Below are 18,765 nucleotides of genomic sequence, written 5' to 3' on the forward strand. Positions count from 1 at the left end.
AGTCGACGTTTCATCCAAGCGATGAAGGCCAGCCAAATCAACCACGAGCGAACGGGGTACAACAACCCCGATGCTGACGGATACATCGAGCGATTTTTCCGGTCGCTGAAGGAGGAGGAGGTCTGGCTGCAGGAATACAGCAGCTTGGCCGAGGCGAAAGCGGCGATTGAGTCGTACATTCACTTTTACAACACGGACCGACCGCATTCCGCACTAGGTTATCGCTCACCGTTGGAATTCAGAAATTGGAAAATGCAACAGAACGCAGCGTGAGACGATTTTTATCTGAATTGTAAGTCTCTTATCTCTCTCTTAAAGGCCATCCCATCTGTCTTGACAAAGGCGGGTTCAATACGGCAGGGCAGCGCCTCCGACCTGGCACCAACGTGGCCGTGGACTCTGCCCTTGACGGGATTCGGTGGTGGAATTTTCGTTCAATGGTACAAGGAGCCAAGGAAAGTCATCGTCTTAGTCAGGGACACAGGCTCAGGGTTTTCTCCGCAAGACCTGAATCACGTGTTCGATCCGCTGTATCGAGGGGAAGTCTCAAGGAATCGGGCGACGGGAGGCGTAGGACTCGGACTCACCATTGCCAAACGCATTTTCCGAGCCCACGGCGGTGACCTCGTTGCAGCCAACCATCCGGATGGCGGCGCGGTGCTCACGGGATGGGTGCAAGACGTAGAGTGAAATCCACATTCGCTGCCCGACATTTTGGTATAATACGGACGGCAATTTGACGACTGCACTGTGTAGGAGGCCCTGCCCATGGCGAAGCCGGAATTGTGGTTCACCGAGCTGCAGAACGAGAACCTATCGCTCGGGCTCCGGGTGAACCGGACCATCCACAGCGAGCAGACTGAGTTTCAGTCGCTCGCCGTCTACGAAACCGCTCAGTACGGAAATCTACTTGTCCTCGATGGCTGCGTGATGACCACCGACAAGGACGAGTTTGTCTATCACGAAATGATTGCGCACGTGCCGATGCACACGCATCCCAACCCGAAGAACGTGCTTGTCGTGGGAGGGGGCGACGGCGGCGCTGTGCGCGAGATCCTCAAGCACCCGTCCGTGCAGCGGGTGGTGCTGGCCGAGATTGACGGGCGCGTCATCGAAGCGTCCAAACAGTATTTCCCGCACATTGCCCAGGGGCTCAAGGATGCCCGCGTCGATGTTCAAGTGACCGACGGCATCCGCTACGTTGAAGAGCACCCCGGAGAGTTTGACGTCATCCTTGTCGACTCGACCGATCCGATTGGCCCTGCGGTGGGATTGTTTGCGAAGGACTTCTATCAGGCGGTCCACCGCGCCCTGCGCGAAGACGGCGTGTTTGTGGCCCAGACGGAGTCCCCGTTCGCCAACCGGGACTTGATTCGCCAAGTCTTTCGCGATGTCTCCAGCGTGTTCGCGAAGGCGCACCTATACTTGGCGTTTATCCCGACATACCCGACGGGCATGTGGAGCTTCACCTTGGGCAGCAAGGAATACAGCCCGCTCGCCCCGCAGCCTATCCGCGTGCAGGGCTGCAAGTATTATTCGCAACAGGTGCACCAGGCGGCGTTTGCGCTGCCGCCGTTTGTCGAGGAGCTGACGCGCGGATGAGCAACGCCGGTTTGGACCCGGCGGGCGGGATTGGCCGCCCGTTTGACCCCGCCTACAGCGGCAACGTATTTATCGCGGCGACGGATGATTTCGACGCGGCGCAGGCGGTCATCTATGGCATGCCCATGGATTGGACCGTCTCGTTCCGATCCGGCACACGTCTTGGCCCGGCTCGCATCCGCGAGGTCTCCATCGGACTCGAGGAGTACAGCCCGTATTTGGACAGGGACCTCTCGGACATCCGCTACTTTGACGCGGGGGATATCCCGCTGCCGTTTGGCAATCCGCAGGCCAGCGTGGAAAAAATCTACCAGTACGTGCAGGCTCTCTACGCCGCCGGCAAGTTTCCGCTTGGCCTAGGCGGCGAGCACCTGGCTTCCTGGGGCGCGTTGCGGGCTGCTTGGGAGGCGCACCCGGACCTGCGCGTCGTCCACTTGGACGCGCATACGGACTTGCGCGAATCCTACGAGGGCGAGGAGTACTCGCACGCCACCGTCATCCGCAAGGTGTGCGATGCCATCGGTCCGGACAAGGTCTACCAGTTTGGCATCCGCTCCGGCACCCGCGAGGAGTTCCGCTGGGCGCGCGAACACACCCACTTCTTCCCGTTTGACGTGCTCGAGCCCTTGCAACGCGTCCTGTCCGAATTGGTCGGGCACCCCGTCTACGTCACGTGGGACATCGACGTGTTCGATCCCGCTCATGCGCCGGGCACGGGTACGGCGGAACACGGGGGTATCACCCCGCGCGAAGGGTTTGCCGTGATGCAGGAGTTGGCCAAGCTGAACGTAGTGGGGTTTGACCTCGTGGAAACCTCCCCGCTCATCGATCCGTCCGAACAGACGCAAATCTTGGCGGCCAAGCTCGTACGTGAGGCGCTGCTGGCCTTCGTGCGCTGATCGGTAGACGAGGTGTGCTGCGTGTGGTGGTATGACGAAGGTACGCCCGAGCGGCGCGTGCGCATCCGTTGGCGGCGCATGGAGTATGCGGGCGAGGCGGCCCCTTCCGGCACGGAGGGGGATTCGCCAGCCGCAAAGGAGCGCGCGGGGCCCGAGGCGGGTGCCCATACAAGTGCCGATACAAGTACCCCGCCTAAGAAGAGTGTCGCGCCGGAGCCCGAGATTCTGGAGGCCAGCATTGAAGACGTACGCTGGCGGCAAAAGGGCGGATCGCACTGGTTTGTCTATCAGGAACCAGACGCCGGGGCGGCCAAGGCGGGGGAGACCGCCCAGAGCGCGCTCAGACTCGATAGGGATGGTGTCACCTGGATGCGGCGGGGCGCGGTGACCTGGACGCAGCGGTTTCTGCCCGGAAAGACCACCTATTCCGAACTGCGCGTGGCGGGAAGGTCAATTCCGGTGGCGGTGAAGGCGGAATCGGTGGACGTGCGGCTTAAGCCGGAGGGCGGCGAGGTGCGCGTACGTTGCCGGATTGGGCTTGGTGCGGAGGCGGACCCGGATTCGGCGAATCGCGTGGAGCTGGTGTTTGCCATTGAGCAAGCCGAGTGAAGGCCGCGCGCCGCGCACTGAGTGAGGTGCTGCCGCAAAATGGGCCGTGAACGAAAGGCGGTGAAGCGCAACTCGCCCCGTGTACGTGCGCGGGGTCAGGTGAAACCACAAGCACCGGCAGTCACCCACCCGGACGAGCTCCTGCCGAAGAACAATGCCCCGCCGTCGCGTTCTACTTCGGAACGGACGAAACCGGCGCGGTCGGGCCAGGCACGGCAGTCAGGGAAAACGCGGCAATCGGGAGAAGCGCGACGGTCTGGTAGCTTGCGGCAAGCGAACACAACCCGGCGGCGTAACGCTACCGACGAGGCCCTCAAAGCGGAGCGGGCACGGCTGATGGAGCGAATGCGCGCCGAGGTGGCGCAAGAACTCGGACTGGATGCCTCCACAATGGCCGATCTCGGCCGCGCCACGACCGCGCAATGCGGCAAACTCGGCGCCCTGTTGCGCCAGCGAGCAAACGCCCTTCTGGAAAATCCATCCAAGAAGCGAAAAGAGTAGTTTGAGATGACAGTCACTCCGAAGGTCGGCAACCTTTGGCGGAGTGGCTGTCAGTCGTTTTACAGACCTTTCCCACCTTATAAGGGCTTGTACCTATCTACCAGTGAAAAAATCCGCAAATGAACATAGGACCTTAGCCTGTCCATCTTAGTAACCTCGTTCATACGGTATGTTAGATGATTCAATCCCAGACGAAATCCAGATTGGAGAGTAGTACCGTGAACAACGCATTGGAGCGAGCGAAAGTCCGACTCACCGGGGTTGAGATTCAGAAGTTTTTGCAAAGAATGCAGTCTGACCCGAAGTTCTCCCGAAAATGTCGGGAAATCCTCCGTTCGGGCAATGAGAAAAAACTCGCGACGTTTTTGAAGAACCATGGTTTCAAGCTTGGCTGAATCACGAACTCAGTTCACTTGAAAGGGGGTGATGTATGTGAATCCAGGTCTGCCGAATACCACAGGTCTGCCGGGCAATCTTAGCTTACCAAGTACAAACAGTCTGCCGAACACCGTCCGGCTGCCGAGCTATCTGGGGCTGCCGCACGCGAAGGATTCATCGGATGCCAAAGATTCGTCGAACGATAAGAAGTTCTAAATCAAGAAGTTCCAAATCCGTTTTTCAGAGTCTGTAGTGCACGAAACCTACGACTCAGCACTGGTTTAGGATTTCACTTCATGCGCTTGAAAGGAGGTGAGAAGGTATGCCGATTGGAGGTACTCTCGGGATGGGGCGTTGCCCGGTCCTGCGCGGAATTGGCGTTGGAACCAGGGTCCTGGTGTGGATTGATGCCGCGATTTTCAGCGCTCGATTCCAGGGCTATGATGGGGATAACATCGCTCTGTTCGTAGTGGATGGTGTCCTGCTTCGGGTTCCATGCTTCCAGATTCGTGCCGTCTTTACTTGATGGTACGACCCTTCGACAGTGTCCATCCATTGCTGTGAATGCCCAATTAACCACAAGGGGGATTCGGATGACCATCCGCATCCCCCTTTGGTTTTGAATCCACGGTCCATCCACACTGTGAGTGCCCATCTCACAGTAACAACCAGGATTCATCACTCAGTATATGCAAAAGCCCCACACAGACGAATGCCTGCCGAAAATCTGGCGCAGCCGCGGTACTACGCGAAACGACGCGCCGAAACGTGAGCAGGTGCCGAAAAATTGGCACTAGAGACGATTGAGGAGGGCATCCACGTGGTCGACACCGAAGGCGTGACGGTCATCTACAACCAGGCGGCCGTGGGGGAGACCGCCCAGAGCGGGCTCAGGCTGGATAGGGATAGTGCAACCTGATATACGCGCAGGAGGGGAACGGATCGCGTGTCCCTCGTCTATAATCTAGAGTTCATCAACAATCTCAAATCGGCGAGTTCTCGACGAATCCGCGCCAAATATGTTGAACACCTTCGCAAGTTCTATTGGAAACCGGTCTTTTGGCACCGCGCATACTACGTGGGAAATGTCGGACATGCGAGCCTGGAGGTGGTCAAGCGATATATTGAATCGCAGGGGAAGAACTAAAAAACGCCCGCTTGACCCCCTCCTGGCGCTGACGCGCCTAGGAAGGGGAATGCGCGGGCGAGAGTTTGTTCAAGCTCCATTCAATCAACGCTTAATATCATGTGACCCGTCAGCCGTTCGAATGCTAATCAATCCAACAGGAGGTCAGAACCGTTGAAACTCAAGGTGAAAGCTATCCTAGCGGCGACGGTGTTGGCGGCAGGAACGTTTGGCACAATCACTGCGTTCGCGGCAACAAACAACTCGCCCACGTCTGGTACGGGTTCAGCTCCGAAGCAACATGCATGGCATCGCTCGTACGGACACGGTCGAGAATTTGCGTTCGGCGCAGCGACAACTGAAATCGCCAAGATTCTCGGCATAGACAAAAGCACTCTGAAAGCGGACCTAAAATCTGGCCAGACCTTGGCACAGATCGCGCAGTCTAATGGTGTCTCAGAACAGACACTCATCTCCAAGCTGGAAGCCGGTTTCAAACAACACCTGGACCAAGCCGTGCAGAACGGCAAGTTGACGGCGAGTAAAGAACAGGCGCTCATTCAAAAGTTTGACGCCAATGTGCAGAAACTCGTAGAACATAAATTCACTGCTCATCCGGCAAAAAAGGCGAAGGCATTGAAAGTCATCGCCCAGGTCCTTGGCGTTAGCGAACAGACACTCTTGCAAGACCTAAAAAACGGACAGTCCATCGCTCAGGTAGCTAAGAGCAAAGGCATCTCCACTGACAGTCTGGTCTCGCAATTGGTGACAAAGGCCAAGGCCCGTCTTGACCAGGCCGTCCAAAACGGAAAGCTCACGGCCAGCAAAGAGCAACAGATCCTTAATAACCTGCAGAAACGTCTCACACGGCTTGTAGAAGGCCAGAAGCTACTTGCCCACCCGGATAAGGCGAAACCCGGAACCGCGTCCGTTGCAAGCACCAGCGCCAGCCAAAGCTGACTGAGCAACGGTAAAAACAAAGGCCGCCCTCAAAAAACGGGGGCGACCTTCTACTTTTTGCAGCACTTAAGGCGAGATTCATTGTGCCACGGCCTTCACAGATTCCGCATACGTGCGGAATCGTTCAATCCGCTGGGTCAACCATACCTTTCCGTTGTCAGTGGCCAAGACCTTTCTCCATTGTTCTGGATCGAAGTTCTTGGTCAACGTCTTGATGCGCTTCTTGGCAAACACCTTCGTCAATGCATCCGCGGCCATGCCCCGGGTCCACGTGTCGTCATAACGGATTCGATACTTGTCGAGTACATACTTCTGACGTGGCGACATCGGGGCATCTCGCCACTCCGCATCCCTTTTGGATGAGCTTCGATTCAAGCAGCTGTAGAAAACCTTCCGCAATCCCTTGCGCGTATTCGAGCGGTACGGCCCGATCATGAAGCGGCATGAACTTCTCGTTGTTGAGTTCGAGCACTGGCCAGTATTCGTCTCCATCCCGGTAGAGATACGCCCATCGCGAATCCCCGAAGGAGATCGCAAAATTGTCCTTCATCTGTTGCCAGCGATAGCGGGCACGATTGGCGAACAGGTTCATCGCTTCGGCGACCTGTTTGGCTTTCTCTTGCTTCCGCCGGTTCGTTTCATCCACACGAGAGAGCCATTCGGTCACACTTTCCCCGTTCTCCATCGGCAGTTCTTCAGCATCACTGACAACCGCGGTTATCGCGTCCTGCCCTTTCTGCTTGTGTTGCGTCTTCATGAGGCGCGTGAAGGTTTGTAGCGACTTATCTTCGCTCGCTCCAGTTAAGTCCAGCACGAGCGCGTCAGTCTTACTCGGATGAAGGCGCAGGGCTCGGCCCACCATCTGCGTGTAGAGCGCTTGGGAACGAGTGGAGCGAGCAATAACCACCGCGTCCACGTCTGGCTGGTCGTATCCTTCCGTGAGAATTTGGCAGTTGACGAGCACACGTAGGCGGTTTTGTGCGAACGCCTCCAAGATGGAAGCCCGTTCTTCGGCGGGCATCCCGCCGTCAACCGCCGCACACGCTATACCAGCATGCTGGAATCGTTCCGCCAACGCCTTCGCATGCTTAACATCAACTGCGAACACTAGACATTTCCGACCTGGAGCGTAATTCTGCACGGCGTCCCCCACAGCATCAAGGGCGCCCCCATCATTCATGACGTACGACAGGTCCTTCGCATTATAATCTCCACCTGTTGTACGAATGGTGCTAAGGTTCAGTCCTGGAACCTCGACCTTAATCCCGCGCACATCCGCCAAGTATCCGTCCATGATCATCTGGATTGTACGCTCATACGTCAAATGCTCGAACACGTCTCCAAGCTCCGTCTTGTCCGACCGCGACGGTGTGGCCTTACGCCAAGCAAGGGTGGACCGTCGGGCTCAAACACCCGAGGGCGTGTGAGTACGCCAAGCGCCCCTTCTGCCCGGCCTTTCGGGAAGGGGGTGAGGCCATGAGTGTAGCCAGTGCGCTGTCGTTGATGAATGAGGCGCATGACATTGCCGCTCTCTCGTGGTATGTTAGAGGCAGAGTATTAGAGGTAGTCTGGACCTTTGTACGGACACCCGCTAGAGTTTCCCGTTTCCCCTTGGCGATTCGGACGGTTTGTTATACGATAGATACAACCGACCAGTCGGTAGAATTGTAAGCGCTTTTTCTATCCGTACCGCGTGTGTGAAGGCGCGCGGTTCGTTGGATCTCCTGGCATCACCCTGGACGATCCGCTCCACCCGGGAGGGGAGGCAAAGGAGGCATCGACATCGTGGTTGGGTATATCGTGCAAGGCATCATCTTTCTCCTCTTGTTTGCTGTTGCGGTTTACTTTTTTGTCAAGGCTGTGTATGACCGGGCCCGCTACGTGTTGGCGGCGGCGAAGGACGACAGCCGTCTGGGCGACACCGGGAAACGCGTGTGGAGCTTCGTCACCAACGTGTTGCTGCAGAAGAAGGTGCTGGCGCAGCCGTCCGGCTTGGCCCACTTCTTCATTTTCTGGGGGTTCTTGGTCCTCGTTTTTGGCGACTTGGACTTCATTGTCTTCCACTTGACACGCTGGCACTTTCCCTGGGGAGACTCAAACGTCTATCTGTTTTTGCAGGAGTTTTTGTCGCTTTGCGTATTGGCGGCCGTGATTGTCGGTTTGGCTCGCCGCTACGGACTGCGCCCGATGCGCATCGGCGGCGGCTGGGAAGGCGGCCTGATTCTCGGCCTGATTGGCCTCATCGTCGTCACGTACCTGGTAGCCACGGGGGCGGACGTCAACCTCGAGGGCAAGGCCCCGGGCTGGTGGTCGCCGGTGGTCAGCGCCATCGCCGGTTGGTTCAGCGGGCTCGGCTCCACTACACTCTTGGCCATTTCGGAAGTGTGTTTCTGGATTCACGTCCTGTGCATCTTCACTTTCCTTTACGTCATTCCGCGCTCGAAACACTCGCACATGATGGGCGCGATGCTCAACTGGTATTTCCGTCGCCTCGGACCGCCGAAGCTGAGGACGCTCGACTTGGAGGATGAAAGCGTCGAGGAGTTCGGTGTCGGACGGATTGAGCAGTTCACCTGGAAACAGCTGCTCGACGGCTACGCCTGCACCGAGTGTGGCCGTTGTCACGTCAGCTGTCCGGCCACGCTGTCTGGCAAACCGCTGTCCCCGAAGTACCTCATCCTCAAGATGAAAGACGCGGTCAACCAGCAGGGCCCCGGCATGTTGGCCAAGATGGCGGCCGGCGCCGAGACGCTGACGGACGAGTCGCTGTTTGAAATGGGGGTGTTCAGTGAGGAGGAAATCTGGGCCTGCACCACCTGCCGCGCCTGCGAGGAAGCCTGTCCGGTGGCCAATGAGCACGTGCAGGACATCATCGACCTGCGCCGCTACCTGGTCTTGACCGAAGGCAAGGCGAGCCCGGAAGTGAACAAGGTCTTCGCCAACCTCGAGCGTCAGTCAAACGAGTGGGGCATTAACCGGCGCGAGCGGGCCGCGTGGGCGAAGGACCTGCCGGTTAGGACGATGGCGGAGATAGATGGCAAGGCAGAGTACCTGTTCTTCGTCGGCACGGCTGCCTCGTTTGACCAACGAGCGCAAAAGATTGCCCAGGCGTTCGCGCGGGTGCTGTTGGCGGCCGGTGTTGACTTCGCCATCCTCGGCGCCGAGGAGGAGTCAGACGGCGATTCCGCGCGGCGGCTGGGCAACGAGTTTTTGTATCAAGAGTTCGTCCAGCGCAACATCGAGATCTTCAAGGCGTACGGTGTGAAGAAGATCATCACGACCGATCCGCACGCGTATAACACTTTTAAGAACGAGTACCCGGACTTTGGTTGGCAGGCGGAGGAGGTCTGGCACAGCACCCAGTTCGCCGCCAAGCTCTTGCAGGAAGGGCGCATCCGCCCCGAGCGCCGCGTGGACCAGGTGGTCACCTATCACGATTCCTGCTACCTGGGCCGCTACAACGGGATTTACGATCCGCCCCGCTACATCCTCGAGTCCATCCCAGGCGTCCGTTTGGTCGAGATGGAGCGCAACCGGCAAAACAGCATGTGCTGCGGGGCTGGGGGCGGCGGGATGTTCAAGGAGGAGTCCGGTACGCGCATCAACGTGATGCGTGCCGAACAGGCGCTGAAGACCGGAGCCACGGTGGTCGGCACCGCCTGTCCCTACTGCATGACCATGCTCATCGACGGCACCAAGGCGCACGGGGCGGAAGACAGGATGCAGACCTTTGACGTGATTGAGCTTTTGGCTATGTCGCTGGCGGATGCGGAAGTGGCCAATCCGAAGGAGGAAACCGCATGAGACGAACGGCGATTGTCTCGTATGCGCGCACCCCGTTTGGGCGTCTGGGCGGGGCGCTGGCTGGGAAAACGGCGGTGGAGCTGGGGGCGCGGGCCATTACGGGCGCCTTGTCCCGCGCGCAGTTGGAACCCGAGCAGGTGGACGAAGTCATTCTCGGCATGGTGCTGCAAGCCGGGGCTGGGCAAATCCCCTCCCGGCAGGCGGCCCGGTTGGCCGGGTTTCCGTGGGAGACACCGAGTCTGACCGTGAATAAGGTGTGCGCTTCGGGGCTGATTTCAGTGGCCTTGGCCGACTCGCGCATTCGCGCGGGGGACATCAACTCGGCGGTGGCTGGCGGGATGGAGAGCATGTCCAATGCGCCTTACGCCCTCGCTGCATCCGGGGTCCGCAACGGCTTGCGGATGGGCGACGCCACGTTGATGGACTTGATGCTCCACGATGGGTTGATGTGTCCGTTTGAAAACGTTCACATGGGCGTATACGGCAGTCGTGTGGCCGCGGAATTTGGGATTTCACGGGAGGCGCAGGACGAGTTTGCGCTCGCCAGCCAGCAGAAGGCGGCGGCCGCCATCGACGCGGGGCGCATCGCTGAGGAGATTGTCCCGGTGGAAGTGACCTCCCGCCGCCAGACAGTGCAGGTGGAGACGGACGAGGCGCCTCGCCGGGATACTTCGTTGGCGAAATTGGCAGCGCTTTCACCTGCGTTTGAAGCCAACGGAACCATCACCGCCGGTAACGCTCCGGGGATCAACGACGGGGCGGCGGCGTTGGTGTTGATGGAGGAGGCGGAGGCGAAACGGCGCGGGCTTCAACCGCTTGCCTTCCTGCTCGGGCACGCCCAGGCCGCCGATGAGGCCCCGTACCTGGCGAAGACGCCCGCTTTGGCGATTCAAAACCTGCTCAAAAAGACCGGGCACAGCCTGGACGATATTGACTTATTTGAGATCAACGAAGCGTTTGCGGCTGTGGTCTTGACCAGCGCCAAGATGCTTGGGCTGAGCCTCGAGAAGGTCAATGTCAACGGGGGTGCCATTGCCTTTGGCCATCCGATTGGCGCTAGCGGGGCGCGTATCCTCGGCACGCTGATTCTCGAGCTGCGCCGGCGCGGCGGGGGCCTTGGGATTGCCGCCATCTGCAGCGGTACCGCGCAGGGCGACGCGGTGCTGGTAGAGGTGCCCAGGGCGGTCTAGCTGCGGGCGAATATTCTGGGCGCGGATTCCTGCTTTGGCCCGAACGAATCTGGCCCGGGCCATTCTCAGCAAGCGATTCTCGGCAAAGGATGGTGACGGACGGTGGGTGCATCGGTAAACCGAGTGTTGGTAGTGGGTTCCGGCCAGATGGGCAGCGGCATTGCCCAGGTGCTGGCAACGAGCGGGATCGACGTCAACCTGTACGACGTCCAACCGCTGCAACTGGATAAGGGCTTGCAGGGGATAGCCAAAAACCTGGCTCGACAAGTGGACAAGGGACGGATGAGCGAGGCGGACCAAGCGGCCGTCTTGCAGCGCATCCGGCGGGTCACGCGGCTGGAGGAGGCTGCGGCTTGCGACCTGGCGATTGAGGCGGCAACCGAAAATCTACAGGTGAAACAAGACATTTTCCGAACGCTGGATGACCTCCTGCCGGAATACGCCATCCTGGCCAGCAATACGTCTTCGCTGCCCATCACCGAGCTGGCGGCGGTGACCAAGCGGCCCGAGCGTGTCATCGGCATGCACTTTATGAACCCCGTGCCGGTAATGCCCCTGGTCGAGGTGATTCGCGGTCTCGCAACCAGTGACCAGACGCTGGATACGGTGCTTCAGCTGGCGGAGCGATTAGGCAAGACGGCGGTTTCGGTCAACGACTTCCCTGGTTTTGTCTCGAACCGCGTGCTGATGCCGATGATTAACGAGGCCATCTTTTGCGTCTACGAAGGCGTGGCGACCCCGGAGGCGGTGGATGCGGTCATGAAGCTGGGCATGAATCACCCGATGGGGCCGTTGACGCTGGCGGACTTCATTGGGCTCGACACCTGTCTGGCGATTCTCGAGGTGCTTTACGACGGTTTTGGTGATCCGAAGTACCGTCCTTGCCCGCTCGTGCGCCAATATGTCCAGGCAGGCTGGCTGGGGAAAAAGTCGGGGCGCGGGTTTTACGTTTACGAGTAAATTTCCCAAGGGAATTCCGAAGGGGGATACATATGGCCGACAACCTGGTGCTGCTGACCATTCGTGGACCGGTGGCGGAGCTGAAACTGAACCGTCCACAGCAACGAAACGCGTTATGTGAGGAAATGCTGCTGCAGTTGGAGGCGTGCGTGGACGCGCTGGCCGGGGAGCAACACGTGCGCGTGGTCTTGGTCCGCGGCGAAGGGAAGGCGTTTGCGGCTGGCGCGGATATTGCGGACATGCAGGCGATGTCGGCCATCGAGGCGGAGGCGTTTGCCCGCCTCGGTCAACGGGTGTTCGGCAAGCTAGAGCAGCTGCCGCAGGTGACCGTCGCCCTGGTGCACGGGTATGCTCTGGGCGGCGGGATGGAGTTGGCCATGGCGTGTGACGTGCGCATTGCCGTGCGGGGGGCAAAATTCGGCCAACCGGAGGTCACGCTGGGCGTCATCCCGGGGTTTGGCGGCAGTCAGCGGCTGCCCCGCATCGTCGGCCAGGGGCGGGCGCTCTGGTGGTTGTTATCCGGGGAGTGGATTGACGCGGAGGAAGCCTTGGCGGCGGGTCTGGTCACCCAGGTTGTGGAGGCGGACGACTTAGAGGCGACGGCGGAGCGGGTGGCGACGCGATTGGCCGGGCTGCCGCCGACGGCGTTGGCGTTCATCAAACGGGCGGTGTACGAAGGGGCCGAGGTGGCGCTGCCGCAAGGCCTCGCCCAGGAGGCTGCCCTGTTTGGCTTGTGCTTTGCGACGGAGGACCAGAAGGAGGGAATGGCCGCCTTCCTGCACAAGCGTCCGGCTGCGTTCCGCGGCCGCTGAGGAAGGGAGGACGCAGCGCAATGGATTTTGAGTTTACACCGGAACAGGAGCAGATGCGCCGCTTGGTCCGGGAGTTCGCCCGGGACGTGATTGCGCCGCGGGCAAAGGAGATTGACGAGCGGGATGAGTTTCCCCACGATGTCGTCCGGCAAATGGGGCAGTTAGGCCTGATGGGCCTGCCGATTCCAGAGGCGTGGGGCGGCGTCGGCGCCGACTTTGTCTCCTACATCGCGGCGATTGAGGAGGTCTCCTACGCCAGCGCGGCGCTCGGCGTCATCTTGGCGGTACACACCTCGGTGGGCACGTTCCCGATTTTGTACTTTGGCAGCGAAGAGCAGAAGCGGAAGTACCTGCCGCGGCTGTGTTCGGGGGAATGCATCGGGGCGTTTGCCTTGACCGAACCGGATGCTGGATCGGACGCGAAAGCCATCCGCACCCGCGCCCGGCGTGAGGGCGATACCTATGTCCTTAACGGGAGCAAGGTGTTCATCACGAACGGCGGCGTAGCCGGGGTGTACTGTGTGTTTGCGGTGACAGATCCAGATAAGGGCAGCCGCGGGGTGAGCGCGTTTTTGGTGGATGCGGACACCCCCGGTTTCCATATTGGCAAAAAGGAACGGAAGATGGGGTTGAACGGATCGAGCACGTGCGAGCTTCTGTTCGAAGACTGCCGCGTCCCGGCTACGCAGCGGCTGGGCGAGGAAGGCGAAGGGTTTGTCATCGCCATGCGTCTCCTCGACACGGGGCGCATTGGCATCGCCGCGCAGGCGCTTGGCATCGCCCGGGCGGCCTTGGACAGCGCCCGAGCGCACGTGCAGACGCGCCGCCAGTTCGGGAAACCGTTGGCTGAGCTGGAAGGGGTCCAGTTTATGCTGGCGGATATGGCAACGCGGGTGAAGGCGGCTACGTGGCTGGTCTATCACGCCGCATGGCTGCGCGACCAAGGTCGGCCGTGCGGCAAGGAGGCGTCGATGGCCAAGCTGTTTGCCTCCGACACGGCGATGCAGGTGACCACCGACGCGGTGCAGCTGTTTGGCGGCTACGGCTATAGCAAGGAGTTTCCGGTGGAGCGATATATGCGGGACGCCAAGGTGACCCAGATTTACGAAGGCACCAACCAGATTCAGCGGCTGGTCATTGGTCGCCATCTTACGCGTTCATTGGGGGAATAAGGATGGATTTTCGCCTGGATGAAGAACACGAACAACTCCGCCAGCTGGTGCGCCGCTTTGCTGAACGCGAGGTGGCGCCGGGGGCGGCCGAGCGGGATGAGGCGGAGCGGTTTGACCGCTCCTTGTTTGATAAGATGGGCGCCCTTGGGTTGACCGGGATTCCTTGGCCAGAGGAGTACGGTGGGGCGGGCATGGACTACTTGGCCTACGTGATTGCGGTGGAGGAATTGTCGCGGGTGGACGCCTCGGCGGGCGTGGTGCTGTCGGCCCACACCAGCCTGGCCAGCTGGCCCATCTTCAAGTTTGGGACGGAGGAACAAAAGCAAACCTACCTGCGGCCGCTGGCCGAGGGGAAGTGGCTGGGGGCGTACGCCCTGACCGAGCCTGGTTCCGGATCGGACGCGGCGGGGATGCGCACCACTGCCGTCCGCGATGGAGACGCCTATGTCCTTAACGGGAGCAAGGTGTTCATCACAAACGGCGGCAGCGCCGAGGTGTACGTGGTGTTCGCCCTGACGGATGCGGAAAAGCGGTCGCACGGGGGGATTACGGCGTTCATCGTCGAAAAAGGGACGCCCGGCTTTCGCATCGGCAAGAAGGAGAAGAAGCTGGGCATTCGCGCCTCCACCACGGTGGAGCTGGTGTTCGAGGACTGCCGGGTGCCGGTAGCCAATCGCCTAGGCGAGGAAGGCATGGGCTTTAAGATTGCCATGATGACGCTGGACGGTGGGCGGAACGGGATTGCGGCGCAGGCGGTTGGCATCGCCGAGGGGGCGTTTGAGCTGGCCCGTGACTACGCCTTAACCCGTCACCAGTTTGGTCGGCCGATTGCCGATTTACAGGCGATCCAGTTTAAGCTGGCGGACATGGCGACGAAGATTGAAGCCGCGCGTCTACTCACCTACCAGGCGGCGTGGCTGGAGTCCGAGGGCCTGCCGTACGGGCAGGCGTCGGCGATGAGTAAGGTGTTTGCCTCCGACACCGCGATGGCGGTGACCACCGAGGCGGTGCAGGTGTTCGGCGGTTACGGGTTCATCCGCGACTATCCAGTGGAGCGGTTCATGCGCGACGCGAAAATTACGCAGATTTACGAAGGAACGAACGAAATCCAACGGTTGGTCATCAGCCGCAACATTCTGCGCGCCGCGCGTTAAATATGCATTTGGAAAGGGGAGTTCCGACTCCTTTCCGGGCAACCTCGAAAAGACAGAAATGAAAAATTTCTGGGTGGATACGTGTGATACGGCGCAACGTGTGCTATAATGCTCGTATTTGAGTTGGCATAGTCAGCCCCGTCGAATGGCGAGGAGGAATCGGCATGGCTGTGGCATTGTCCAAATCGCAAGACGAGATTCAACAGATGCCTTTGGTTGAACTGGCGTGGGAAATTCTCCGCACCCGCAAGGAACCGTGCAATTTCCGCGACTTGGTGGCAGATATTCAGGCGTTGCGCGGGATGACCGACGAACAAGTAATGGAGGTCATTGCGCGACTCTATACCGAGATTAACATCGACGGACGGTTCATCTGCCTCGGACAAAACACCTGGGGGCTGCGGCGCTGGTATCCGGTCGACCGTACGGCCGAAAAGGCACTCTCCAGCAAACGGTTTGTCCGGAAAAGCGGCGACGCCTTCAGCGACGAGGACGAAGACGTCGATGTGGATGAATACGAGGATGATGAGGATATCCTCGAAGATGAGGACGCAGTGCTCGACGAGGACACCGATGACGCGGAGGTCACGGATGAAGACCAGGATTCGGACGACCTGGAGACGGACGACCTGGACGATGGCGACAGCGACGAGGACCTGACAGATGAAGAGGATTCCGACTTGCTGACCGACGAGGACCTGGACGAATCGTTGGACGATGAAGACAGCAAATACTGAGAATTGGAACCCTGGCTCGATGTGCCAGTCTGCGTTCCAGCTGCGGCTGGAACGCTGTTTTTGTGAGAGAGGAGCAGAATGATGGCGAAGTTCATCTTTGTCACCGGAGGCGTTGTCTCGGGCTTGGGGAAAGGAATCACGGCCGCTTCGCTGGGCCGGCTGCTGAAGAGCCACGGACTTAAGGTGACCATCCAAAAGTTCGATCCGTACCTCAATGTGGACCCGGGTACGATGAGCCCGTATCAGCACGGCGAAGTGTTTGTCACTGACGACGGCGCGGAGACGGACTTGGACCTGGGCCATTATGAGCGGTTTGTCGATGAGAACCTGAGTGCCGCCAACAACGTGACCAGTGGCAAGATCTATTGGTCAGTCATCTCGAAGGAACGGCGAGGGGATTACCTGGGCGGAACGGTGCAGGTGATTCCGCACGTCACGAACGAGATCAAAGAACGCATCCTACAGGCGGCGGCGCCGGGCATCGATGTCGTTATCACGGAAATCGGCGGCACGGTCGGCGACATTGAAAGCCTGCCGTTCCTTGAGGCGATTCGCGAGATGAAAAGCGAGGTCGGCCGGGACAACGTCCTGTACATACACGTCACGTTGGTGCCGCTTTTGAACCTCACCGGCGAAGTGAAGACAAAGCCCACCCAGCACAGCGTGGCCGAACTGCGCAGTATTGGTATCACACCGAACATCGTCGTCTGCCGCACGCAGGTGCCATTGTCGCTCGACGTCAAGAAGAAAATTGCCCTGTTCTGCGATACGGACGTGGAGTCGGTGATTCAAAACGGGGATGCCGAAGTGCTCTACGAAGTGCCCCTGATGCTGCGCGAGGAGGGGCTGGACACCATCGTCCTGCGCCACTTCGGGTTCACGTCTACGGCGCCGGATTTGGACGAGTGGAAGCGGATGGTCGCGCGCATCAAGGACCTGAAACGGCGGGTGAAGATTGCCATTGTCGGCAAGTATGTGGCCTTGCCGGATGCGTACGCCAGCGTGATTGAGGCGCTCCGTCACGGCGGGTTTGAAAACGACGCCTCGGTGGACATCCAGTGGATTCACGCGGAGGAGGTCACCGAGGACAATGTAGCCGAGCTGCTCGGCGACGCCGACGGTATCCTGGTTCCGGGTGGCTTTGGCGACCGGGGCATCGAGGGGAAGATTACCGCATGTCGCTATGCGCGTGAGCACCAGGTCCCGTACTTTGGGATTTGCTTGGGCATGCAGATCGCCGTCATCGAGTATGCACGCCACGTGGCCAATCTGGCTGGCGCTCACAGCGGCGAGTTTGACGAAAACACGCCCTATCCGGTCATCGATCTGTTGCCAGAGCAGAAGCAGGTGGAGGATTTGGGAGGCACCATGCGCCTGGGGGCGTACGAGTGCCGGCTGACACCGGACAGCCTGGCCGCCAAGGCGTACGGGAGCGCCGTAGTGCGGGAGCGCCATCGCCATCGGTATGAGTTCAATAACGATTACCGCGATGTCCTGACGAAGGCCGGGCTGGTCATCAGCGGTACGTCGCCGGACGGTCGGCTGGTGGAAGTGATTGAGGTACCGACACATCCGTGGTTTGTCGCCGTCCAGTTCCATCCGGAATTCACGTCCAGACCGAACCGGGCGCAGCCCTTGTTCCGCGAATTCATTGCGGCTTCCCTGCGGCATCAGGAGCAGCGGGGAGTCACGGTAAAGTAGGTAGTTTCGTGAAATTCGACACAGGCCGAACGCCGATTGGGAGGATTTTCTGCCCTGAATCGCGAAAATTACCTCACACGGATTGTCCTCAGAAGAGAGTTGGGAGGCTCCGCTTCACATCTTAGAGGGTGTCCGCAGGGCGGGGACGATTGGGTTTTCGTTGAATCCCTGTGGCACCCGCCAAAGGGTGGGTTTCATTGGGCAAGAAAATCCTGGTTGTGGATGACCAGTTTGGTATCCGCATACTGCTACAAGAAGTGCTAAACAAGGAAGGTTACCAGACGCTCCTCGCGCACAATGGACCGACGGCGTTGGAACTCGCGAAAAAGGAGTCACCTGATCTGATTCTTTTGGACATGAAGATTCCCGGCATGGATGGTCTCGAAATCCTACGCAACCTGTGCAAACTGGAGATTCCCAGCAAGGTGGTTATGATGACCGCCTATGGCGAGCTCGACTTGATTCAAGAGGCGGTGGAGATGGGGGCGTTGGCTCACTTCACCAAGCCGTTTGACATTGACGAGCTGCGCCAGGTTGTGCGGGCGTTTTTGGCCGACGATGGAGTCCGAGAAACGTGAAGAATCCCAGCTGCAGTAAATAAACCCAAGGGTCTTGAACCGCCCCGGGGATGGTGCACGGGCGGAAGTGCTCGCTTCCCCGCAGTTAGTCGTATACGCCACCGGAACGTGTGTGGTGCCCAAAAACCGCCAGCGCTCATCATGACACGATAACTAGCCTCATACATAAAAGGATGGACCCCGTAGAACAGATGTCTGTTATCGGAACGTCTGTCGGACGCACGCGGTTTGCGGGAGGGCATCCTCTCTCAGGGAAAGTAGGTTTTTCTTCGTTTTTCTCACTCAATCGCACGATTTCGCATTTGACTCCTTGCGTACCCAGACCGCAAAATGTGTGATGTGAGTGGGCGGACCCGTTTGAGGGTGTACCAAACCAGACGGTGTAGCACCGCCTTCTAGATTTTGGTACGCACCTCGGATCTCCACCAAACACTTTCGTGGTTTACCCTCTCATGTCTCACAGGGTCTGTGCCCCAAGCAGTCCTTCGTACGGCCTATCGAAAGGGTGGAGGCCAGCCAAGCTCATGTGCAGGGTCTATGCCCGAATGGATCAGATATCTGCTGGCTTCTCCGTGCTGTACG

22 protein-coding genes are annotated in these 18,765 nt (G+C 59.4%); 20 read left to right on the plus strand and 2 right to left on the minus strand.

The features are described 5' to 3' along the window. The 11 genes from H522_RS19820 to H522_RS0115340 all read left to right on the plus strand — a co-directional run. Positions 1-273: integrase core domain-containing protein (locus tag H522_RS19820; RefSeq protein WP_035454361.1), on the plus strand; the 273-nt coding region annotated here is incomplete at its 5' end. Between the two features lie 132 nt (positions 274-405). After that, positions 406-690, plus strand: a complete 285-nt coding sequence (locus H522_RS22195; RefSeq protein ID WP_342664413.1) for an ATP-binding protein — start codon at positions 406-408, stop codon at positions 688-690. 78 nt (positions 691-768) lie between these two features. Next, complete coding sequence (gene speE / locus H522_RS0115295; protein WP_026962998.1) at positions 769-1,602, plus strand: polyamine aminopropyltransferase; 834 nt, start codon at positions 769-771, stop codon at positions 1,600-1,602. Continuing rightward, positions 1,599-2,501: an agmatinase gene (speB, locus tag H522_RS0115300; RefSeq protein WP_051344348.1), complete on the plus strand. Its 903-nt coding sequence runs from the start codon at positions 1,599-1,601 to the stop codon at positions 2,499-2,501. Before speE ends, speB begins: the two co-directional genes overlap by 4 nt. Before the next feature lie 21 nt (positions 2,502-2,522). Continuing rightward, a complete protein-coding gene (locus tag H522_RS20740; RefSeq protein ID WP_051344349.1) occupies positions 2,523-3,110 on the plus strand; it encodes a DUF1934 family protein in 588 nt (195 codons plus the stop codon). A 39-nt stretch (positions 3,111-3,149) separates the two neighbouring features. Further along, positions 3,150-3,611, plus strand: coding sequence for a small, acid-soluble spore protein, alpha/beta type (locus tag H522_RS0115310; RefSeq protein WP_026963000.1), 462 nt, complete (start codon positions 3,150-3,152; stop codon positions 3,609-3,611). A gap of 432 nt (positions 3,612-4,043) precedes the next feature. Next, positions 4,044-4,205: a hypothetical protein gene (locus H522_RS21620; protein ID WP_155836483.1), complete on the plus strand. Its 162-nt coding sequence runs from the start codon at positions 4,044-4,046 to the stop codon at positions 4,203-4,205. A 106-nt stretch (positions 4,206-4,311) separates the two neighbouring features. Beyond that, positions 4,312-4,515 carry a hypothetical protein gene (locus H522_RS0115325; protein WP_026963001.1) on the plus strand — a complete coding sequence of 68 codons (204 nt, stop codon included), beginning with the start codon at positions 4,312-4,314 and terminating at the stop codon, positions 4,513-4,515. Positions 4,516-4,776: 261 nt separating this feature from the next. Continuing rightward, complete coding sequence (locus H522_RS22365; protein WP_281173106.1) at positions 4,777-4,908, plus strand: hypothetical protein; 132 nt, start codon at positions 4,777-4,779, stop codon at positions 4,906-4,908. Between the two features lie 27 nt (positions 4,909-4,935). Further along, positions 4,936-5,136 carry a transposase gene (locus H522_RS19830; RefSeq protein WP_155836484.1) on the plus strand — a complete coding sequence of 67 codons (201 nt, stop codon included), beginning with the start codon at positions 4,936-4,938 and terminating at the stop codon, positions 5,134-5,136. A gap of 153 nt (positions 5,137-5,289) precedes the next feature. Further along, a complete protein-coding gene (locus H522_RS0115340; protein ID WP_026963002.1) occupies positions 5,290-6,075 on the plus strand; it encodes a D-aminoacyl-tRNA deacylase in 786 nt (261 codons plus the stop codon). Positions 6,076-6,153: 78 nt separating this feature from the next. On the opposite strand, the gene H522_RS22200 is transcribed toward H522_RS0115340, so the two are convergent. Together H522_RS22200 and H522_RS19835 are read right to left on the minus strand one after the other, a co-directional pair. Beyond that, positions 6,154-6,402, minus strand: a complete 249-nt coding sequence (locus H522_RS22200) for a hypothetical protein (protein WP_245578147.1) — start codon at positions 6,400-6,402, stop codon at positions 6,154-6,156. Next, positions 6,353-7,411 carry a DEAD/DEAH box helicase gene (locus tag H522_RS19835; RefSeq protein WP_245578148.1) on the minus strand — a complete coding sequence of 353 codons (1,059 nt, stop codon included), beginning with the start codon at positions 7,409-7,411 and terminating at the stop codon, positions 6,353-6,355. The genes H522_RS22200 and H522_RS19835 overlap by 50 nt, the downstream gene beginning before the upstream one ends. A 449-nt stretch (positions 7,412-7,860) precedes the next feature. On the opposite strand from H522_RS19835, the gene H522_RS0115350 reads away from it, so the two are divergent. From H522_RS0115350 to H522_RS0115390, 9 genes are all read left to right on the plus strand, one after another. Further along, positions 7,861-9,879, plus strand: a complete 2,019-nt coding sequence (locus H522_RS0115350) for a (Fe-S)-binding protein (protein ID WP_245578149.1) — start codon at positions 7,861-7,863, stop codon at positions 9,877-9,879. Then, positions 9,876-11,069 (plus strand): acetyl-CoA C-acetyltransferase, encoded by a 1,194-nt coding sequence (locus H522_RS0115355; RefSeq protein WP_026963004.1) that lies wholly within the window; start codon positions 9,876-9,878, stop codon positions 11,067-11,069. The genes H522_RS0115350 and H522_RS0115355 overlap by 4 nt, the downstream gene beginning before the upstream one ends. A gap of 102 nt (positions 11,070-11,171) precedes the next feature. Then, positions 11,172-12,029, plus strand: coding sequence for a 3-hydroxybutyryl-CoA dehydrogenase (locus H522_RS0115360; RefSeq protein ID WP_026963005.1), 858 nt, complete (start codon positions 11,172-11,174; stop codon positions 12,027-12,029). Between the two features lie 32 nt (positions 12,030-12,061). After that, positions 12,062-12,841: an enoyl-CoA hydratase/isomerase family protein gene (locus H522_RS0115365; protein ID WP_026963006.1), complete on the plus strand. Its 780-nt coding sequence runs from the start codon at positions 12,062-12,064 to the stop codon at positions 12,839-12,841. A 20-nt stretch (positions 12,842-12,861) separates the two neighbouring features. Then, positions 12,862-14,013, plus strand: a complete 1,152-nt coding sequence (locus tag H522_RS0115370) for an acyl-CoA dehydrogenase (protein ID WP_026963007.1) — start codon at positions 12,862-12,864, stop codon at positions 14,011-14,013. A gap of 2 nt (positions 14,014-14,015) precedes the next feature. Continuing rightward, complete coding sequence (locus H522_RS0115375) at positions 14,016-15,167, plus strand: acyl-CoA dehydrogenase (RefSeq protein ID WP_026963008.1); 1,152 nt, start codon at positions 14,016-14,018, stop codon at positions 15,165-15,167. Positions 15,168-15,331: 164 nt separating this feature from the next. Continuing rightward, positions 15,332-15,904: a DNA-directed RNA polymerase subunit delta gene (gene rpoE, locus H522_RS0115380; protein WP_026963009.1), complete on the plus strand. Its 573-nt coding sequence runs from the start codon at positions 15,332-15,334 to the stop codon at positions 15,902-15,904. A gap of 81 nt (positions 15,905-15,985) precedes the next feature. Further along, a complete protein-coding gene (locus H522_RS0115385) occupies positions 15,986-17,605 on the plus strand; it encodes a CTP synthase (protein WP_026963010.1) in 1,620 nt (539 codons plus the stop codon). 197 nt (positions 17,606-17,802) lie between these two features. Beyond that, positions 17,803-18,183, plus strand: coding sequence for a response regulator (locus H522_RS0115390; protein ID WP_026963011.1), 381 nt, complete (start codon positions 17,803-17,805; stop codon positions 18,181-18,183). Positions 18,184-18,765 lie beyond the last annotated feature (582 nt).

It is taken from the genome of Alicyclobacillus herbarius DSM 13609 (assembly GCF_000430585.1).
Lineage (GTDB): Bacteria > Bacillota > Bacilli > Alicyclobacillales > Alicyclobacillaceae > Alicyclobacillus_G > Alicyclobacillus_G herbarius.